Raw genomic sequence first — 17,694 nt, 5'->3', positions numbered from 1 at the left:
ATTTATATTACCGACGGCTGATATATGATCGCATCGGCGATATACGGGTAAACGACAAGAGATCAAAATTGTGCCACAAAGTTTACAATTCGCCTGAGATTTAAGCATCTGCTCAGAGGAATTCAACACCAAGTTTCAGCCTGGGCGGGTAAAACACGTAAGGCGGCAGCGGCGAGGCTTCCGAAGGGATGAATTGCGCCCTTGAATTCCGGGCTCGGCTCCTTTATGAGGTGCAATTCCACAGAAATCTCCTAAAAGGACAGTCAATGGCTCGAGTCACAGTTGAAGACTGTATCGACAAAGTCGACAACCGGTTCGATCTCGTTCTGCTCGCAGGACATCGTGCGCGTCTCATCTCCCAGGGCGCCCAGATCACCGTCGACCGCGACAATGATAAGAACCCGGTCGTGGCCCTTCGCGAGATCGCCGACGAAACCCTTTCGCCTGACGATCTGAAGGAAGACCTGATCCATTCGCTTCAGCGCCATGTCGAAGTCGACGAACCAGAGGCCGACAGCTCGGCCAGCGCTTCGGCCGACGAGGACGCCGCCGAGCCCGCGGATCGTCCGGACATGCCGGACGCCATCCCCTTCGACCAGATGTCGGAAGAAGAGCTTCGCTCCGGTATCGAAGGCCTGGTTCCGCCGGAAAAAGGCGACGACTACTGATATTGCCGGCTGCGGGCGCACCCCGCGGCCGCTTTCCATTTCAGCGGACCTGAGGGTCCGCAATGCGCCCATGATGGGCCCGGTCACTGAGCCATGATGCGGCAATACGAACTCGTTGAGCGGGTACAGAAATATAAGCCTGACGCCGATATCGCGCTGCTCAACAAGGCCTATGTCTACGCCATGCAGAAGCATGGGCGTCAGAAGCGCGCCAGCGGTGACCCCTATATCTCCCACCCGCTCGAAGTCGCGGCGATCCTGACCGACCTGCACATGGACGAATCGACGATCGCGGTCGCGCTGCTGCATGACACGATCGAGGATACCTCTGCGACGCGTGACGAGATCGACCAGTTCTTTGGCGACGAGATCGGCGCGCTGGTGGAGGGACTCACCAAGATCAAGCGTCTCGATCTGGTCTCCCGCAAGGCGCAGCAGGCCGAAAACCTGCGCAAGCTGTTTCTCGCCGTGGCCGATGACGTGCGCGTGCTTCTGGTCAAGCTTGCCGACCGGCTGCACAACATGCGCACGCTCTATTACATGCGCGCCGACAAGCGCCGGCGGATTTCCGAGGAGACGATGGAAATCTACGCGCCGCTCGCCGGCCGCATGGGCATGCAGGACATGCGCGAGGAACTGGAGGATCTGTCCTTCCAGTACATTAATCCGGAAGCCTATCAGACCATCCGCGACAAGCTGCAGGACCTCGCCGGTCAGAACCAGGCCATGGTTAAGAGCATCGAGGACGAACTCAAGGCGCTCTTGACCGAGCACGGTCTCGTCGACGTCAAGGTCAAGGGCCGGCTGAAGAAGCCGTTCTCGATCTTCAACAAGATGCAGTCGAAATCGCTGTCCTTCGAGCAGATGTCGGACTTGTACGGATTCCGGATCATCGTCGATGAGCTTGAGAGCTGCTACCGGGCGCTCGGGCTTGTGCATACCCGTTGGCGCATGGTGCCGGAACGCTTCAAGGATTACATCTCAAATCCGAAGCAGAATGGCTACCAGTCGCTGCACACCACCATTGTCGGGCCGCTGAGGCAGCGCATCGAACTGCAGATCCGCACCCGCGCGATGCACGACATCGCCGAATACGGCATTGCCGCCCATTCCCTCTACAAGGAGGGCAGGGTGGCCGGCGCTGCCAATGACGAGACCAATGTATTCTCCTGGTTCCGCAAGACCATCGAGGCGCTGGCCGAAGGCGACAGTCCCGAGGAATTTCTCGAGCATACCAAGCTGGAACTGTTTCAGGACCAGGTGTTCTGCTTCACGCCCAAGGGCCAGCTCATAGCGTTGCCGAAGGACGCGACGCCGATCGATTTCGCCTATGCGGTTCACACCAATATCGGCGATACCTGTGTCGGCGCCAAGGTCAACGGGCGGATGATGCCGCTGGTGACACGGCTCAACAATGGCGACGAGGTGGAGATCATCCGCTCGGGCGTGCAGGTGCCGCCGCCGGCCTGGGAAGGCATCGTCGTCACAGGCAAGGCGCGCGCGGCAATCCGCAGGGCGACGCGGGCGGCGATCCGCAAGCAGTATAGCGGCCTCGGTTACCGGATCCTGGAGCGCACCTTCGCCCGCTCCGGCAAGACCTTCTCGCGCGAGGTGCTGGCCTCGGTCCTGCACCGTCTCGGCCAGAGCGATGTCGAGGACGTGATCGCCGCCGTCGGCCGCAACGAGCTTTCTTCCGTCGATGTGCTGAAGGCCGTGTTCCCGGATCACAAGGACGAGCGCGTCACCATCAAGCCCAGCGTCGAGGATGGCTGGGTGAGCCTGCCGAAGGGCGAGGGCATGGCGTTTCGCCTGCCGGATGCCGATAGCGAGGCGGGCGTGCCGCTGCGCGGCCTCAACGGCGCGGCGATCGTGCGCTTTTCGCCGTCGGGCGCAGTCCCCGGCGACCGCATCGTCGGTATCACCGAGGATGACGGCAGCATCACGGTCTATCCGATCCAGTCGCCTGGCCTTCAGCAATATGAGGATCAGCCGGACCGCTGGGTCGACATCCGCTGGGATATCGATTCCACCAATGACAAGCGGTTCCGCGCGCGCATCGGCATCAACGTGCTGAACGAGCCCGGCACGCTCGCCCGCATCACCTCGACCATCGCCACGCTCGACGTCAATATCCGCTCGATCCGGATGGACGTGATCGCCGAGGATTTTGCCGAAGTCGGCATGGACATGGAGGTCTGGGATCTCCGGCAGCTCACGCAGACGATCAACCAGCTCAAGGCGCTCGATTGCGTGGCGACCGTGAAGCGGGAATTCGTCTGAAAGGTTGTCAGCTCTGTCGCCCGATGACACGCGATGGCCACGGCCGCTATGGAACATTATGGTTCAAGTTTGCGTCTAACAGTCATCAACCGACGAAAGGCAGGAACGCCATGTGGGATGGTTTGCGCGACTTCTTCAAACGCTTCACGCACCCCAAGGTCAGCGAAAGCGAGGCCGAGGGCGTGAAGCACGTATTCGACAATATCGACCAGAATTTCGATCCCGGACGCCCGAAACCCGAAGATTTGCGGGAGAGCGACGATGACGAGGTGCGCCGCCGCGTGAAGCCGGACTGAGTTTGCCAAAACGCGCTTGCATTCATCCTCCCAGCTGTCAAAACTAGGTCATGCTTTTCAAGAGACGTTCTCCGGCAAGTTTTTGGCAGCGATTGCGCGGCGCGGTCTGGCCCAGAAAGGGTTTCTGGCGCGTGCCGGTCTATATCTATCACCGCACCGTGCGGCTGCGGGCCACGCCGCATGCGATCGCCATGGGCATCGCCGCGGGGGTGTTCGTTTCATGGACGCCGTTCATCGGCCTGCATTTTGTCTCCGCCTTTGCGATCGCCTTCGTTCTTGGCGGCAACCTATTCGCTTCCGCTCTTGGCACCGCCTTCGGCAACCCGCTGACCTTTCCGTTCATCTGGCTGTCCACATGGAAGTTCGGCAGCTACGTGCTGGGGCGCAGCGCTGAAGGGCGCCAGCATATCGACCTTGTCGAACTGGTCAAAAAGTTCGAGCTTTCCGATCTCTGGAAGCCGTTGCTCGAACCGATGATCGTCGGTTCGATTGTCCCCGCGCTCGTGTGCGGCGGTCTGTTCTACATCGCCACCTATTATGCGGTGCAGTCCTTCCAGACCCGCCGCCAGGCGATGATCGCGGCGCGTCAGGCAGAGCTTCAGAACGGCGCCATGAACGGTTCGAAGAATTGAAACCACCGGGAGGAATGCCATGATCGTCGGCCTCGGCAGCGACCTGATCGATATCAGGCGCGTGGAAAAGACCATCGAGCGCTTCGGCGAGCGGTTCACGGCGCGCTGCTTCACCGATATCGAACGGGCAAAGTCCGACCGGCGGCGAAACCGCGCCGCGTCCTATGCCAAGCGCTTCGCCGCCAAGGAGGCCTGCTCAAAGGCGCTTGGTACCGGCATCGCGCAGGGCGTTTTCTGGAAGGACATGGGCGTGGTCAACCTGCCCGGCGGCAAGCCCACCATGAAGCTCACCGGCGGCGCCGGGGTAGCGCTCGCGCGCCTGATTCCCGCAGGCCACGAGGCGTGGATCCACATCACCATCACCGATGATTACCCGCTCGCGCAGGCCTTCGTCATCATCGAGGCGGTGGAGGAGAGCGCGAAACCTTCTTAAAAACATTGCCCGTTTTTGGCTAAGGGGCTAAAGCTCATGGCGAAACCGGTGAGCAAAAGGAAGCACTGCGTGTCTGAAAAAGAAGAAAAACAGGAAAGCTCGCTGTGGAGCAATGTGAAGGTCATCGTCCAGGCGCTTCTTCTGGCGGTGGTCATCAAGACCTTCCTGTTTCAGCCGTTCACGATTCCCTCCGGGTCGATGATGCCGACGCTTCTGGTTGGCGACTATCTGTTCGTGAACAAGTTCTCCTACGGTTATTCGCGCTATTCCCTTCCGTTCTCGCCGAACCTGTTTTCTGGCCGCATTTTCGGTAGCGATCCCGACCGCGGCGATGTCGTCGTGTTCCGCTATCCGCCCAATCCCGATATCGATTACATCAAGCGCGTGATCGGCCTTCCCGGTGACCGGGTGCAGGTCAGGAACGGTATTCTCTACCTGAACGACGAGCCGGTGCCACGCACCGCCGATGGCACCTTCACCTCCGATTATCGCCGCGATCCGGGCCGCGATATCCCGGTCTTCCGCGAAACGCTGCCCGATGGCGTCAGCTACGACACGCTCGACGAACTGCGCAACGGCCCTGGTGACAATACCCGCGAGTTCATCGTGCCCGAGGACCATTATTTCATGATGGGCGACAATCGCGACAATTCGCTCGACAGCCGTTTCGATGTCGGTTTCGTGCCGGCCGAAAACCTCATCGGCCGCGCCAGCCTGATCTTCTTCTCGCTCGGCAACGACACCTCCTTCGCGCAGATATGGAAGTGGCCGTTCAACATGCGCTGGGACCGCATGTTCAAGGTTATCGGTGGCTGAATGACGGAAAGGCACGGCGCTGATGTCGACGCATTTGCCAAGCTGATCGGCTTCGATTTCGCCGATCGCAAGCGCCTCGCGCTGGCGCTGACGCACGCAAGCGCGCGAAGCGGCAAGGACGACAATTACGAGCGGCTTGAATTTCTCGGCGACCGGGTGCTGGGGCTGGTGATCGCCGAAAACCTGTTCCGGCTGTTTCCGGGTGCGAGCGAGGGCGAGCTTTCGGTGCGGCTGAACCAGCTTGTCAGCGCCGAAGCCTGCGCGCGGGTTGCCGACGATCTCGGCCTGCACCGGTTCATCAAGACCGGGCAGGACGTCAAGAAGCTCACCGGCAAGCGCGTGCTCTCGATCCGGGCCGATGTCGTCGAAAGCGTGATCGCGGCGATCTATCTGGAAGGCGGCCTGAAGCCTGCGCGCGAATTCATCGAGACCTGGTGGAAGCCGCTGTTTGCCGATGGCGTGACGCTGCGCCGCGACGCCAAGACCGAATTGCAGGAATGGGCGCATGCCCGCTTCGGCCAGACCCCGGTCTACAAGGTCGAGGACCGTTCGGGCCCCGATCACGAGCCGCGCTTCACGGTGACGGTCACCGTCAGCGGCGTAGCGCCGGAAACCGGTATCGATCGCTCCAAGCGCGCCGCCGAACAGGTGGCGGCCACCCGGCTTCTGGAGCGCGAGGGCGTCTGGACGGCCGAAAGCTGAGCCTGTCATTCTTGAACCTGTTATAATGCGGCCGCCGTGACGCGGAAAACCGCAGGAGTTGCCATGACCGAGACTGAAACCATGCCGGTGGGCGCCGACACCCGATCCGGCTTTGTCGCCCTGATCGGCCCGACCAATGCCGGCAAATCCACGCTGGTGAACCGCCTTGTCGGCGCCAAGGTGACGATCGTCAGCCACAAGGTGCAGACCACCCGCGCCACGCTGCGCGGCATTGCCATCCACGACAAGACGCAGATCGTGTTCATGGACACGCCCGGCATCTTCAAGCCGCGCCGCAGGCTGGACCGCGCCATGGTGATGGCCGCCTGGAGCGGCGCGCGCGATGCCGACGTGATCATGCTGCTGGTCGACAGCGAGCGCGGCCTCAAGGGCGATGCGGAGGCCATTCTCGAAGGCCTGAAAGAGGTGCGTCATCCCAAGATCCTTGTGCTGAACAAGATCGACCGTGTGCGCCCCGAAGACCTGTTGAAGCTCGCCTCGGCCGCCAATGAGGCGATCGATTTCGAGGAGACCTTCATGATCTCCGCCACGAACGGTTCAGGCTGCGACGACCTGATGGACTATCTGGCGAAACGGCTTCCCGAGGGCCCCTGGTATTATCCCGAGGACCAGATTTCCGATCTGCCGATGCGTCAGCTCGCCGCCGAAATCACCCGCGAGAAGCTGTTCCTGCGGCTGCATCAGGAACTGCCCTATTCCTCCCATGTCGAGACCGAGAAATGGGAAGAGCGTAAGGATGGCTCGGTGCGCATCGAGCAGGTGATCTACGTCGAGCGTGACAGCCAGAAGAAGATCGCGCTCGGCAAGAACGGCGAGGCGATCAAGGCGATTTCCATGAGCGCGCGCAAGGAGTTATCGGAGATTCTTGGTCAGCCGGTTCATCTTTTCCTGTTCGTGAAAGTGCGGGAGAACTGGGGCGACGATCCGGCCCGCTACCGCGAGATCGGGCTCGATTACTCGGATTGATCCGTCGGGAGACGCAGCACCTTGGAATGGCAGGATGAGGGCATTGTTCTGGGAAGCCGCCGCCATGGCGAGACCAGCGTGATCGCCGAGGTGATGACGGTCGATCACGGCCGCCATCTCGGCATGGTGCGCGGCGGCCGGTCGCGGACCATGCGGCCGGTGCTGCAGCCGGGCAACCGGGTCTCGCTCCACTGGCGCGCGCGGCTTTCCGAGCATCTCGGCGAATTCCGGGTCGAGCCGATCGAGCAGCGGGCGGCGCTCCTGATGCTCTCCGCGCCGGCGCTGCACGGCGTCCAGGCGATGGCTTCACTGCTGCGGCTGCTGCCGGAACGTGATCCGCACCGTCATCTCTGCGCGGCGATGGAGGTGATCATCGCCCATCTCGATGATGCCAGCGCCGCCGGTGAACTGTTCGTGCGCTTCGAGCTGGCGCTGCTCAACGAACTCGGATTCGGCCTCGATCTCGCCCAATGCGCGGCGAGCGGGGTGAGGACGGACCTTGCCTATGTGTCGCCCAAGTCCGGACGGGCGGTCTCCAACGCAGCCGGAACGCCCTATGCCGACCGCATGCTGGCGCTGCCGGTGTTTCTGCGACCGGACATGAACGAGGCTGCCGACCGGGCCGATCTGGAAGCCGGCTTCCGGCTGACCGGATTTTTCCTGAACCGTCACGTCTATGAGCCGCGCGGCCTGAAGCCGGACACGGCGCGCGAAAGCTTCATCCAGGCCACGCTGAAGGCTCTGGACGCTGCCTCTACCGAACATCAGATTCGCTAAAGATTTCGGGCAAGCTCGCAGAATTCCGCGATGCTGAGCGTCTCGGCGCGGCGCGTCGGATCGATGCCGGCCTTGGCGAGCAGCGCTTCGCCGCCGAGGCTCTTGAGGCTCTGGCGCAGCATCTTGCGGCGCTGGCCGAAGGCGGCCTGCGTGACTCGCTCCAGCGCCGAGGCTGCCACCGGAAGCGGTTCGGCGCGGGGCGTGAGGTGCACCACGCTGGAGGTCACCTTGGGCGGCGGGGTGAAGGCCTGCGGCGGCACGTCGAAGGCGATGCGCGCCTGTGTGCGCCATCCGGCGAGCACGCCCAGCCTGCCATAGTGATTGTCGCCGGCTTCCGCGACGATGCGCTGGGCGACCTCCTTCTGGAACATCAGCGTCAGCGATTGCCAGTAGGGCGGCCATGCGCGCGGCAACAGCCAGTTCACCAGAAGCTGGGTGCCGACATTATAGGGCAGGTTGGAGATGATCCTGACCGGGCGATCGCCGGCAAGCGCCGCGAAATCCGTTTTCAGCGCGTCGCCGCCGATGATCTCCAGCCGACCCGGATAATGAGAGGCGATTTCCTCAAGCGCCGGCAGGCAGCGCTCGTCGCGTTCGATGACGGTGAGCTTCTCCGCGCCGAGCGAGAGGATGGCGCGCGTCAGCCCGCCGGGGCCGGGGCCGACCTCGATGACATGGGCGCCTTCAAGATCGCCGGCGGTGCGGGCAATCTTCTGGGTGAGGTTGAGATCGAGCAGAAAATTCTGGCCGAGCGCCTTCTTCGCGTCGAGATCATGGGCGGCAAGAACTTCGCGCAGCGGCGGCAGGTCGTCGATCTGGCTCATGCGGCGTTTTCCGAAAGCTGCGCCGCAAGCTTGAGCGCCTCTTCCAGGCTGGTCGGATCGGCAACCCCCTTGTCGGCGATATCGAAGGCCGTGCCGTGGTCTGGCGAGGTGCGCACGAAGGGTAGGCCGAGCGTCACGTTGACGCCGGCCTCGAAGCCGAGCGTCTTCACCGGTATCAGCGCCTGGTCGTGATACATGCAGATCGCCGCATCGTAGCGGGCGCGGGCGGCGGCGTGGAACATGGTATCGGCGGGCAGGGGGCCGACGACGTCCATGCCATCGGCGCGCAGGCGCTCAAGCGCGGGGCGCACGATTTCCTCGTCCTCGCGGCCGATCGTGCCCTGCTCCCCGGCATGGGGATTGAGGCCGGCGACGGCGAGGCGCGGCGCGGCAAGGCCGAAGCGGGATTTCAGCTCTTGCGCGGTGATGCGGATCGTATCGACGATCAGCGCCTCATCAAGCGCGGCCGGCACGTCCTTCAGCGGAATATGGATCGTGACCGGCACGACCCGCAAGGCCGGGCAGGCGAGCATCATCACCGGGCGTAGCTGCTTTCCGGTCTCGCGCCCGGCAAGGGCGGCCAGGAACTCGGTATGGCCGGGATATTTGAAGCCGGCGCTGTAGAGCACCGATTTGGCGATCGGATTGGTGACCACGGCGCTCGTCTTGCCGCGCAGGGTGAGCTTCACCGCGGTTTCGATCGCCGCGATGGTGCCTTCTCCGGTCGCGGGATCGGGTTTGCCGGGGGCGGTGGTGAGCGCGGTGTCGATCGCGAACACCGGCAGGGTCTCGTCGAAGCGCTCAAGCGCTGCCTCCGGCGCGGTGATCTCGATCGGAATATCAAGGCCGAGCATTTCCGCGCGCGCGGCGAGAATGCGCGGATCGCCGAGAAAGATGAAGGGCGGCAGGCCGCTCTCGCCGCGTCTGTGCCATGCCTTCAGGGCGATCTCGGGGCCGATGCCGGCGGGATCACCCTGGGTAAGCGCCAGCGGTTTCCTGGTGAGATCTGCCAAGGATTACGACTTGCCCGGGGTGACGATCTGCGCCTTGTCCCGCAATTCCTCGAGATACTTCTCGCTCTCGGCGTCGGTATCCACCTCGGCGGAATCTTCCTTGGCGCTCAGCACCAGGCGGGCGGCATAGTCGTCATTGGCGGTCTTGCGCTCGCACACGGCCAGGAACTCGGCGCCCACCGGCGTGGTGATGACGGAGGTGGTGTCGCCGCTCGACTTGATGACCGCGTCCTTCCACTGGGCCGGCAGTTGCGGTTCAAGGAAGCGGCCGAGATCGATGACGGTGACGTCGTTCATGGTCGCGGCGAAGGAAATCGCCTGATCGCAACCCGGAAACTTCTTGCGCGCGGCCTCGGCCTCGTTCTTGCGCTTGCCAAGCAGCGAGCCGCGCTCTTTTTCCGGCACCACGAAGACGATCCGCTTCAGCAGGTACTCGGTGGTTTCGGGCTTCTTGCCTTCTTTTTCGGCCGCTTCGAGCTGGGGGATGAACTCGTCGTCGGGAAGCAGCGTGTTGGCGCCATAGCGGGCGCGCAGAAGCTGGCCCCAGCTCATGCTGACGGCGATGAAGAACTTGAAGTGCTCGACCCCGACGCCCGCCTGGTTGAGAATGCTGCTCATTTGGGCGACGGACATGTTGTTGCCATTGGCGAAGTTCTGGAAGGCGTCATCGACTTCCGTCTGGGTGACGGATGCGCCGCGGAACGCGATCTCCGACTGCTTCAGCGCCTGGTCGATCATCGCCTCGCGCGCCTTGGCGTCGGTCGCGCCCTTGGTGCCCATCAGCCGCAGCAGGGCCTTGCGCTTTGCGATATCGTCGTTGGTGATCGGCACATTGTTGACGATCACCTCGATATCGACGGTCCTGGCGAAAGCCGTCTGGGCAGGCACGCCGAAGATCGATGCGGTCGCGATCACAGCAGCGGCAAAGGCATTCACGGTAAATCTGGCGGCGTTCATGTCTTATTCCTTTCCCCGGCCGGGGCGAAAACGCCAACCGGCCGCATCGGTATCTTGTGTCAGCGGGGCGTCACGGCCTCCCAGGAAGCGATCGAATACACCCGCTCGCTTCAAGCCCCGCATGGCTTCAGGAGACATGTAACACCGGGCAACGGGCCGCATGTCGATCCTGAACCTGTGAGGGAAATGTTTTGTCCATTTCGGCGGCAAAAGCAAGGCATGGCCGCGATTCGTTGTTTGAGGAAATGCTAGAAACTGCCGCCGAAACTGTCGGAGCCGATCGCGATATCGCCGAGCGTGCGCAGCGTCAGACGTGCCCCGATCGTCCAGTCGACACCCTTGGCATCGTTGGTATCCCAGCTTTCCTGATAGGTGATCGAAAACAGGGTGCAGATGTCCTCATAGGTCAAACCCACCCAGCGGCGCGTCAGGACATTGTTGCTGAGGTCGTAGGTCAACGAACCCGAGACGCCCCAGTTGTCGTTGAACCGGAAGGTGCTGGTGGATTTAATCTCGCTGTTGCGCTCGTCATAGGCATAGCCGGGCTGGGCCATGACATTGGTGTAGTCGAGCGCGGTGTCGAAGCGGGCGGAGGTGTAGGTGATGCCGGCATCCGTGCGCTGCAGCGAGAAATCGGTCTCGTCGAAACGGGCCGAGCCATTGAGGCCGATGCCGAAGGGGAACGAAATCTGGGCCGCGCCGACATAATCGGAGCGTTCGGTTTCAAGCCCGGATTCCATACCGACGCCGACGAGGTCGGGCGAGGCGAACGAGTTCGCGCCGGCAAGCTGGAAGGACTGGCCGAAAAGGCCGTCGACCATGATTCCGTTGTCGTAGACGCCGCGATAGCGCAGCCCGATATTGGCGCGGGTGCCGCCCTCGACGCGATCATAGCCGGAGAACTTGTCGCGATCGAACAGCGTGGTGGCATCGAACACGAAGCTCTGGCTGTCCTCGTTCGGCAGGCCGCCGGCATATCGCTCATCGGGACGGACGAAAATCTGGCCGATCGGCTCGACGATATGCGAGCTGAATCCATTGGTGATCAGCATCGGATATTTGACTTCGAGGCCGGCCGTCAGCATCGCGCGGGCGGCGGCGTCCTGATCAACGAAATTGCCGGCATAGTTGTAGGTGCCCGGCGCGATCTGGTTCGGATTGTCGACGTTCAGCAGGTAACCGTCGGCGCGCGCGGCCAGGATCGGTGTAAGCTGCAGGCCCTGCGGCGTGGTAAAGGTCTTCTTCCACTCGACCTCGCTGGTCAGCCTTGTGCTGTTGCCCTGAAGGCCCAGGAACCGATCGTTGACGGCAGTGGGCACCACATCGTTCTTCTGCCGGACTATGTTTGTGAGATTGTTGGTCACGGAAAGTTCGCCGCCGGCGAACGGGCGCGGGGCGATATAATCGTAATCGATCACCGGCAGAACGATCGCCTGCTCGTCTTCGCTGGCGTTCTGGCTGTTGGCGTCCTGAACGTCGAAATAATTGCCCTTGATGGACAGCGAACTGCGCTTGCCGAGGCCTTCCAGGTAAACCTGGTTGTTGAAAATCCGGTCGTCATGGCCGTCGATCGAATAGGTCCGCGCGAAATTGGTGTCGCTCTGCACCATGACATCCCAGCCGAACACCCAGCGCGGGTTGATCTGGAATTCGCCGGTGGAGGCGACCATGCCGCGCAGGTCATTGTCGGCATCGCTGGTGCCGGCGGGGAAGCGGCTGCTGCCCAACTGGTCGATGCCGGCCATGCGCAGCGTGTGCTGGCCATTGCGGTAGCGCTTGCGATATTCCGCCTCCAGCAGAAAGCCCTGCTGGGTGTAGCCTGTCCCGGTGAAAGTGACGTCCGCGCTCGGGCCAAGCGGAATGTAGTAAGGCACGGAAATGCCGAAACCGAGGTTTTCCTCGACGGTCGCCGAGGGGAACAGAAAACCGCGCTTGCGCTTCACGCTGGCGTCGGGAACCGTCACGGTCGGCAGGATCGCGATGGTGTGGCCCAGAAGCTGGAACCGGGGATGCTCCAGCCGCACCGTCTTCTCGACGCCGTTCTGGATGACGCGCTGGGCCCTGATCTGCCAGAAGGGCGGCTTTTCCGGATTTTCCGCGCAGGGAATGCAGGCGGTGTAGACGCCGTTTTCCAGCACCATGACGTCGTTGTCGATTCGCTCGGCGCGCTCGCCGGCGATCGCGATATCTTCCGGGGTGCGAACGCTGATGGCGTCGAGAAAGCCGTTGGCGAAGTCGTCGGTGACGTCGAGTTTTTCGGCGCGCAGCCGATTGCCGTCGGCGTCGATAACCTCGATGCCGCCGAAGGCCATCAGCTTGCCGGCCTTCTGGTCGTATTCGACCTTGTTGGCGACCATGCGGTAGCCGGCGTAATAAATCTGGACGCCGCCGAGCGCGTAGACCTGCTGGGTGTCGTGGTTGTAGACCAGTTCATTGGCGCTGAGCAGCATCGGTCCCTGGTCGTCGGCGGGCGGCTCGGGCAGCACGCCTTCTTGCGCTACGGCCGAGTAATGCAGCCCCGCTCCGGGCGGGGTCAATGCGGTGGCAAGGACCAGGAGCCCGGCAAGGCGATATGCGCTTAATTTACGCCGAGCCACTAACCATCCTCCTGATGCAGCAATATCGTCAAACCCAATGCCATCGCTACGACAACCGGAATCCAGGCTGCCAGAAGCGGGGACAGGATTCCGCTGCTGCCGAACGCCTTTACAAGAACACTCGTCACATAAAGCAGAAACCCGGACAGGATGCCACCCAAAATAACAGTGGGCGACTGCGCGAAGCGCGAAAACTTCAGGCAGACCGTCGCGGCGATCAAAGTCATCGCGACCAGCAATAATGGCAGGGAAAGCAGATAGTTGTACTGGGTTTCCAAGGCGCTTGTCGAAGTTCCGAACTGGCGCGCCAGGGTAATCTGTCGCGGCAAGGCGAAGAAGCTTACGAGATCGGGCTGGACGAGGTGCTGCTGGACGAAATCCTCCTCCAGATTGGTCTTCACCTGAACCTCGTCCATATGTGTGGATAATTCGCCCGCCTCGGTCTGTGTCACATCGTGCAGCGTCCACGAGCCATCGCTCAACACGGCGCGCGTTGCATCCTGACGCTTGGCGATTCCCCCTTGGTCGTCGAAATAGATGACGACCGCATCGAGCAGTTCGGTCCCGTTTTCTGCAATGCCGCGGCCGCCGATGATCGTGTCCTGACCGTCGGTGATCTGTCTGAGCCACGGCACAACCTGATCCTGCTTGCCGCCGACGGCCTCGAGCCCGAGGGCCCGTTTCTGGCTCCATGAGGCAAGCGGATTGAGCGCCAGCACGCTTGCCGCGCCGAGCAGGGCCGCGCCGACTACGAACGGCATGATGAACTGCCACACCGAGATTCCCGCAGCGCGGGCGACCACGAGTTCGTGGCGGCGGTTGAGCGCGATCAGCGCCACCATCGCCGAAAACAGCGCGATGAAGGGTATGGTCTGCTGCAGGATATAGGGCAGGCGCAGCGCGGTGATCAGCAGGGCGTCGACCAGGTTCTGTCCGGCTTCCTCGGAAATATTGCCGACCACCTCGCTGAAATCGATCAGGTAGATGATCGACACCACGCCGAACAGGAACCACAAGACGGTGATCACGTAGCGGACGAAGAAGTAGCGGCCGAGCACGGAGAAAATCATGCCGCACCTCCGCCATCGGCCCTGCGCGGCAGACGGAACAGCGCGGCCATCATCCGGCCGAGCGGCCCGGTCTTTCGCCGCGCCCGGCGCGGCCGCAGCAGGAGATAGAGCCCGATAGCCAGCGACACAAAGATGATCGCATAGCAGACATAGACGAAGAACGGATCGTTTTCGGCCTGATTGGAGCTGAAGTGGGAGAGCAGCCTGAGCAGCAGCGTCAGCCCGAACGCGCTTGCCATCGGCGGCACGCGCCGCTCGCGGTGGGAGCGGGCATCGCCGACGATCACGATGGTGAACACGGCGTAGATGAAGGGCAGGGTCCAGTCGGTTAGCCGGCGGGTGAGTTCGGCGCGATAGGAGCCGGGATTGCCGAGGTAATCGGGGTCGTCCTGCGGCGGGTTCAGCAGATAGGCGAGGCCCCGGTCGGTCGCGCGCCTGCGGGTCTGGCTCTTGTCGCTGGTGAGTTCGGAAAGGTCGAAACTGTAGGAGTCGAACTGAACGATGGAAACGTCGCCGTCCTGATTTTCGCGCTGCACTTGGCCGTCGCGCATAATCAGCTGGCTGCCGCTTTCATCAACCGCGCCTTCCTTAGCGTAATAGATGTATGAGTTGTTCGGCTCGCGGTAATCGGCGACGAAAAGCCCCTTCAGCACCCGGCCGGACAGGCGCTCGGAAATCTGGATGTAAAGCCCGTCCTCGACCTCGCGGAAGGTCTTTTCCTCGATCACGGAGGAGAGAAGATCGGCGTAGACGGAGGCGATCAGGCTGCGGGCCTCGGCGCGCGAGCGCGGCTCGATATAATTGTCGAGCACGAAGGAGAACGCGCAGAGCACCACGGCGAACGCTAGAATTGGCCGGTAGATGATGGAGCGTCCGGCGCCTGCGCCGTCGATCACCGCGAGCTCCGAATCATTGTTCATCGACGTCAACGTCTGTGCCGTGCCGAGCACGATGCCGAAGGGCAGGACGGTCGGAATCACGGTCGGGAGAATCAGCGTCGCCAGCGTCAGGAACGAAACGATCGACTGGCCGCTGTCGGTCACCAGATTGATGCGCCCGAGCACCTGCGTCAGCCACAGCACCGCCAGCACCGGCAACAATGTCGCCAGGAACATGCGCACAACCCGCGCCAATATGTAGCGTTCCAGTATCTTCATGCCGTTAGGTGTCGTGCGTTGCGGAACGCGGACCGACCTCAGGTCGTTTCGCGAAGCGGGCTGACGTGCTCCTTTCTGGTGAAAATGTAAAGACATCCGGTGAAAATCACCAGCGATGCAAGCCATCCGAGTATGATATCCGAAAGATAATGGCCGCCATAGGCCAGCCGCATCGCCGGCGAGGCCAGCGAAAGTGCGATCAGCGGCGGCATCAGCAGGATCCGGAAGCGCTCCGGCACCAGGAAGATGGCATAGCAGAACAGCCAGCCGGCGCCCGCGGCCTCGCCGGAAACGAAGGAGCAGTTCGACTGGCATGCGCCGGAAAAATCGCCGGCCGGAACGAAGGTCAGATCGCCGCCGAAAAGATCGGTGTTGCGCGGCCTCGGCCGGTGGGAAATCTCCTTCAGCACGCTGTTGACCAGCAGGCCCGGGCCGATGATCAGCGCGACGAGCCCGGCCAGGAGCCTGCTGGCGAGCGCCTTGTTATAAGTCGCGCCGTGATGGGACCAGACGATGATCAGGCGATAGATCAGGGTAAGACCGAGAATGATCGGCAGGTAGAAGATCGCTTCGCGCAGCAGGCCGAGCACGGCATCGCCGGAAATCGGAAAGCTGCCGCAGATGCTGCCGGCGGGCGCGTCCGCAGAGCAGGCGGCCTGATGAAAGAAAGCCCTGGAGGCCGCGAGATCGATGCCGGGAAAGAGGTAGAAAACCACGAGCAGGAAACACCACAGCGCCAAAAGCAGAATGAACGCGGCTTTCAGTGGTCGCATCGTGCCAAAGCGCCCCGGCAGTTTCTCAAGCCATTGGTGGTGTTGCTGCAATGCGGCGTTTTCCGGTTTCGTTGGCGGCGCGGCGCACACACCGTTTCCATTTTCGTCGTTTTAAGTGTTATGAGAACCGGGTCAACCATTCTTGGCCGGTTGCGTTAACAAGGGGTGGATTTCTTTCTCACCCCATCCTGTCAATTCCGTGACACCAGAACCCGGAGCATGAAATGAAGTTCTCGATTTCCTTTGTCGACAAGGCCGAAAGCGCCGGAAACACCGCGATTGTCCTGGCGAGCGCCGGTCATGTTCCGGCGGGCCTTCAGGCGGTCGGGATGGGCGAGACGCTTTATGAGAAGGCCTCGGCCACCGCCGGCTTCAAGGCGAAATTGTGTTCGACGCTCGATCTGCTCGCGCCTGCCGAAAGCGCTGCGGCGCGGATCGTGCTGATCGGGCTCGGCGAGCGCGACGCGCTTTCGGCCAATGCCTGGCTCAGGGCCGGCGGCAAGGCCGCCGCTGTTGCCGGCAAGGCCAAGAAACTGGTGGTCTATCCGGACAGCGCCGCAACCGCGTCCGAGCTTGCGGACTTCGCGCTCGGCATGATTCTCGGCGGCTATTCCTTCGATCGGTTCAAGACCACGGGCAAGGACGATGAGGCGGATGAGAGCGGACGCGAGATCCCGGTCGAGATCGTCACCGGCGATGTCACCGCCGCCAATACTGCTTTCGCGGATCGACAGGCGGTGGGCGAGGGCGTGGTGCTGGCGCGCGAACTGGTGAACCTGCCCGCCAATATTCTCGGCCCGCGCGAATTCGCCGACAAGGCCGAGGCGCTTTCGGCGCTCGGTGCCAAGGTCGAGATTCTCGATCGCGACAAGATGGAAGAGCTCGGCATGGGCGCGCTGCTCGGCGTCGCCCAGGGTTCCGTCCGTCCGCCCTATCTCGCCGTCATCCAGTGGAACGGCGGCGGCAATGACGAGCGCCCGATCGCCTTTGTCGGCAAGGGCGTGGTGTTCGACACTGGCGGCATCTCGATCAAGCCTGCGGCCTCGATGGAGGACATGAAGGGCGATATGGGTGGTGCTGCCGCCGTGATCGGCGTGATGCACACGCTTGCCGCGCGCAAGGCCAAGGTCAATGTCGTCGGCATTCTCGGCCTTGTCGAGAACATGCCGGACGGCAATGCCCAGCGTCCGGGCGATATCGTGACGTCGATGTCCGGCCAGACGATCGAGGTGATCAACACCGACGCCGAGGGCCGGCTGGTTCTCGCCGATGCGCTCTGGTATTGCAAGGAGCGCTTCAAGCCGCGCTTCATGATCGATCTTGCAACGCTGACCGGGGCGGTCATGGTGGCACTCGGCGCGCACCGCGCCGGCCTGTTTTCAAATGATGACGGCCTCTCAAAGGAGCTTTCCGACGCCGCCGAACGCACCCAGGAAAACCTGTGGCGCCTGCCGCTCGGCGACGAGTATGACAAGATGATCGACAGCCGCTTTGCCGATATGCGCAATACCGGCGGCTCGCGCTATGCCGGCTCGATCACTGCCGCGCAGTTCCTGAAGCGTTTCGTGGGCGAGACGCCCTGGGCGCATCTCGATATCGCGGGCACTGCCATGGGCGCGCCGAAGAGCGAGATCAATGGCGGCTGGGCCTCCGGGTTCGGCGTCAGGCTTCTGGACGAACTGGTGCGCGCCCATTACGAGGCACGTGACTGA

General features: G+C 62.4%; 17 protein-coding genes. 10 read left to right on the top strand and 7 right to left on the bottom strand.

The window, feature by feature from the left end:
• Window positions 1–266: 266 nt before the first annotated feature.
• The 9 genes from rpoZ to recO all read left to right on the top strand — a co-directional run bounded on the left by rpoZ (window position 267) and on the right by recO (window position 7,591).
• On the top strand, window positions 267–668 hold the full coding sequence (gene rpoZ / locus Mame_RS15420; RefSeq protein ID WP_018065975.1) for a DNA-directed RNA polymerase subunit omega: 402 nt from the start codon (window positions 267–269) through the stop codon (window positions 666–668).
• A gap of 93 nt (window positions 669–761) precedes the next feature.
• Window positions 762–2,948, top strand: a complete 2,187-nt coding sequence (locus Mame_RS15415) for a RelA/SpoT family protein (protein ID WP_018065976.1) — start codon at window positions 762–764, stop codon at window positions 2,946–2,948.
• Window positions 2,949–3,058: 110 nt separating this feature from the next.
• The gene (locus tag Mame_RS15410) at window positions 3,059–3,244 is read left to right on the top strand and encodes a hypothetical protein (RefSeq protein WP_018065977.1); all 186 of its coding nucleotides are present in this window, start codon (window positions 3,059–3,061) and stop codon (window positions 3,242–3,244) included.
• Window positions 3,245–3,375: 131 nt separating this feature from the next.
• Window positions 3,376–3,876: a DUF2062 domain-containing protein gene (locus Mame_RS15405; protein ID WP_235726840.1), complete on the top strand. Its 501-nt coding sequence runs from the start codon at window positions 3,376–3,378 to the stop codon at window positions 3,874–3,876.
• Window positions 3,877–3,895: 19 nt separating this feature from the next.
• Window positions 3,896–4,309: a holo-ACP synthase gene (acpS, locus tag Mame_RS15400; protein WP_018065979.1), complete on the top strand. Its 414-nt coding sequence runs from the start codon at window positions 3,896–3,898 to the stop codon at window positions 4,307–4,309.
• A gap of 69 nt (window positions 4,310–4,378) precedes the next feature.
• Window positions 4,379–5,125: a signal peptidase I gene (gene lepB, locus Mame_RS15395; RefSeq protein WP_018065980.1), complete on the top strand. Its 747-nt coding sequence runs from the start codon at window positions 4,379–4,381 to the stop codon at window positions 5,123–5,125.
• Window positions 5,126–5,827: a ribonuclease III gene (rnc, locus tag Mame_RS15390; RefSeq protein ID WP_018065981.1), complete on the top strand. Its 702-nt coding sequence runs from the start codon at window positions 5,126–5,128 to the stop codon at window positions 5,825–5,827.
• Window positions 5,828–5,890: 63 nt separating this feature from the next.
• Window positions 5,891–6,814, top strand: coding sequence for a GTPase Era (era, locus tag Mame_RS15385; protein WP_018065982.1), 924 nt, complete (start codon window positions 5,891–5,893; stop codon window positions 6,812–6,814).
• A 21-nt stretch (window positions 6,815–6,835) separates the two neighbouring features.
• Window positions 6,836–7,591 carry a DNA repair protein RecO gene (recO, locus tag Mame_RS15380; protein WP_018065983.1) on the top strand — a complete coding sequence of 252 codons (756 nt, stop codon included), beginning with the start codon at window positions 6,836–6,838 and terminating at the stop codon, window positions 7,589–7,591.
• On the opposite strand, the gene rsmA is transcribed toward recO, so the two are convergent.
• The 7 genes from rsmA to Mame_RS15345 form a co-directional block, all read right to left on the bottom strand.
• Window positions 7,588–8,415: a 16S rRNA (adenine(1518)-N(6)/adenine(1519)-N(6))-dimethyltransferase RsmA gene (rsmA, locus tag Mame_RS15375; RefSeq protein WP_018065984.1), complete on the bottom strand. Its 828-nt coding sequence runs from the start codon at window positions 8,413–8,415 to the stop codon at window positions 7,588–7,590. The two genes, recO and rsmA, sit on opposite strands and share 4 nt — an antisense overlap.
• The gene (pdxA, locus tag Mame_RS15370; RefSeq protein WP_018065985.1) at window positions 8,412–9,428 is read right to left on the bottom strand and encodes a 4-hydroxythreonine-4-phosphate dehydrogenase PdxA; all 1,017 of its coding nucleotides are present in this window, start codon (window positions 9,426–9,428) and stop codon (window positions 8,412–8,414) included. The genes rsmA and pdxA overlap by 4 nt, the downstream gene beginning before the upstream one ends.
• A 3-nt stretch (window positions 9,429–9,431) precedes the next feature.
• Window positions 9,432–10,385, bottom strand: a complete 954-nt coding sequence (locus Mame_RS15365; protein ID WP_018065986.1) for a SurA N-terminal domain-containing protein — start codon at window positions 10,383–10,385, stop codon at window positions 9,432–9,434.
• Between the two features lie 248 nt (window positions 10,386–10,633).
• Window positions 10,634–12,835, bottom strand: coding sequence for an LPS-assembly protein LptD (locus Mame_RS15360; protein WP_412768651.1), 2,202 nt, complete (start codon window positions 12,833–12,835; stop codon window positions 10,634–10,636).
• 146 nt (window positions 12,836–12,981) lie between these two features.
• Window positions 12,982–14,052, bottom strand: coding sequence for an LPS export ABC transporter permease LptG (lptG, locus tag Mame_RS15355; protein WP_018065988.1), 1,071 nt, complete (start codon window positions 14,050–14,052; stop codon window positions 12,982–12,984).
• Complete coding sequence (locus Mame_RS15350; RefSeq protein WP_026173672.1) at window positions 14,049–15,209, bottom strand: LptF/LptG family permease; 1,161 nt, start codon at window positions 15,207–15,209, stop codon at window positions 14,049–14,051. The genes lptG and Mame_RS15350 overlap by 4 nt, the downstream gene beginning before the upstream one ends.
• 38 nt (window positions 15,210–15,247) lie before the next feature.
• Complete coding sequence (locus Mame_RS15345) at window positions 15,248–15,982, bottom strand: phosphatase PAP2 family protein (protein WP_051085138.1); 735 nt, start codon at window positions 15,980–15,982, stop codon at window positions 15,248–15,250.
• Between the two features lie 224 nt (window positions 15,983–16,206).
• Between Mame_RS15345 and Mame_RS15340 the strand changes: the two genes are divergently transcribed.
• Window positions 16,207–17,694: a leucyl aminopeptidase gene (locus tag Mame_RS15340; RefSeq protein ID WP_018065991.1), complete on the top strand. Its 1,488-nt coding sequence runs from the start codon at window positions 16,207–16,209 to the stop codon at window positions 17,692–17,694.

The sequence above is a fragment of the Martelella mediterranea DSM 17316 genome, from assembly GCF_002043005.1.
Classification (GTDB): Bacteria; Pseudomonadota; Alphaproteobacteria; order Rhizobiales; family Rhizobiaceae; genus Martelella; species Martelella mediterranea.
The sequence above is the reverse complement of the archived record's forward strand: the minus strand, read 5'-3'. Positions and strand labels throughout refer to the sequence as shown.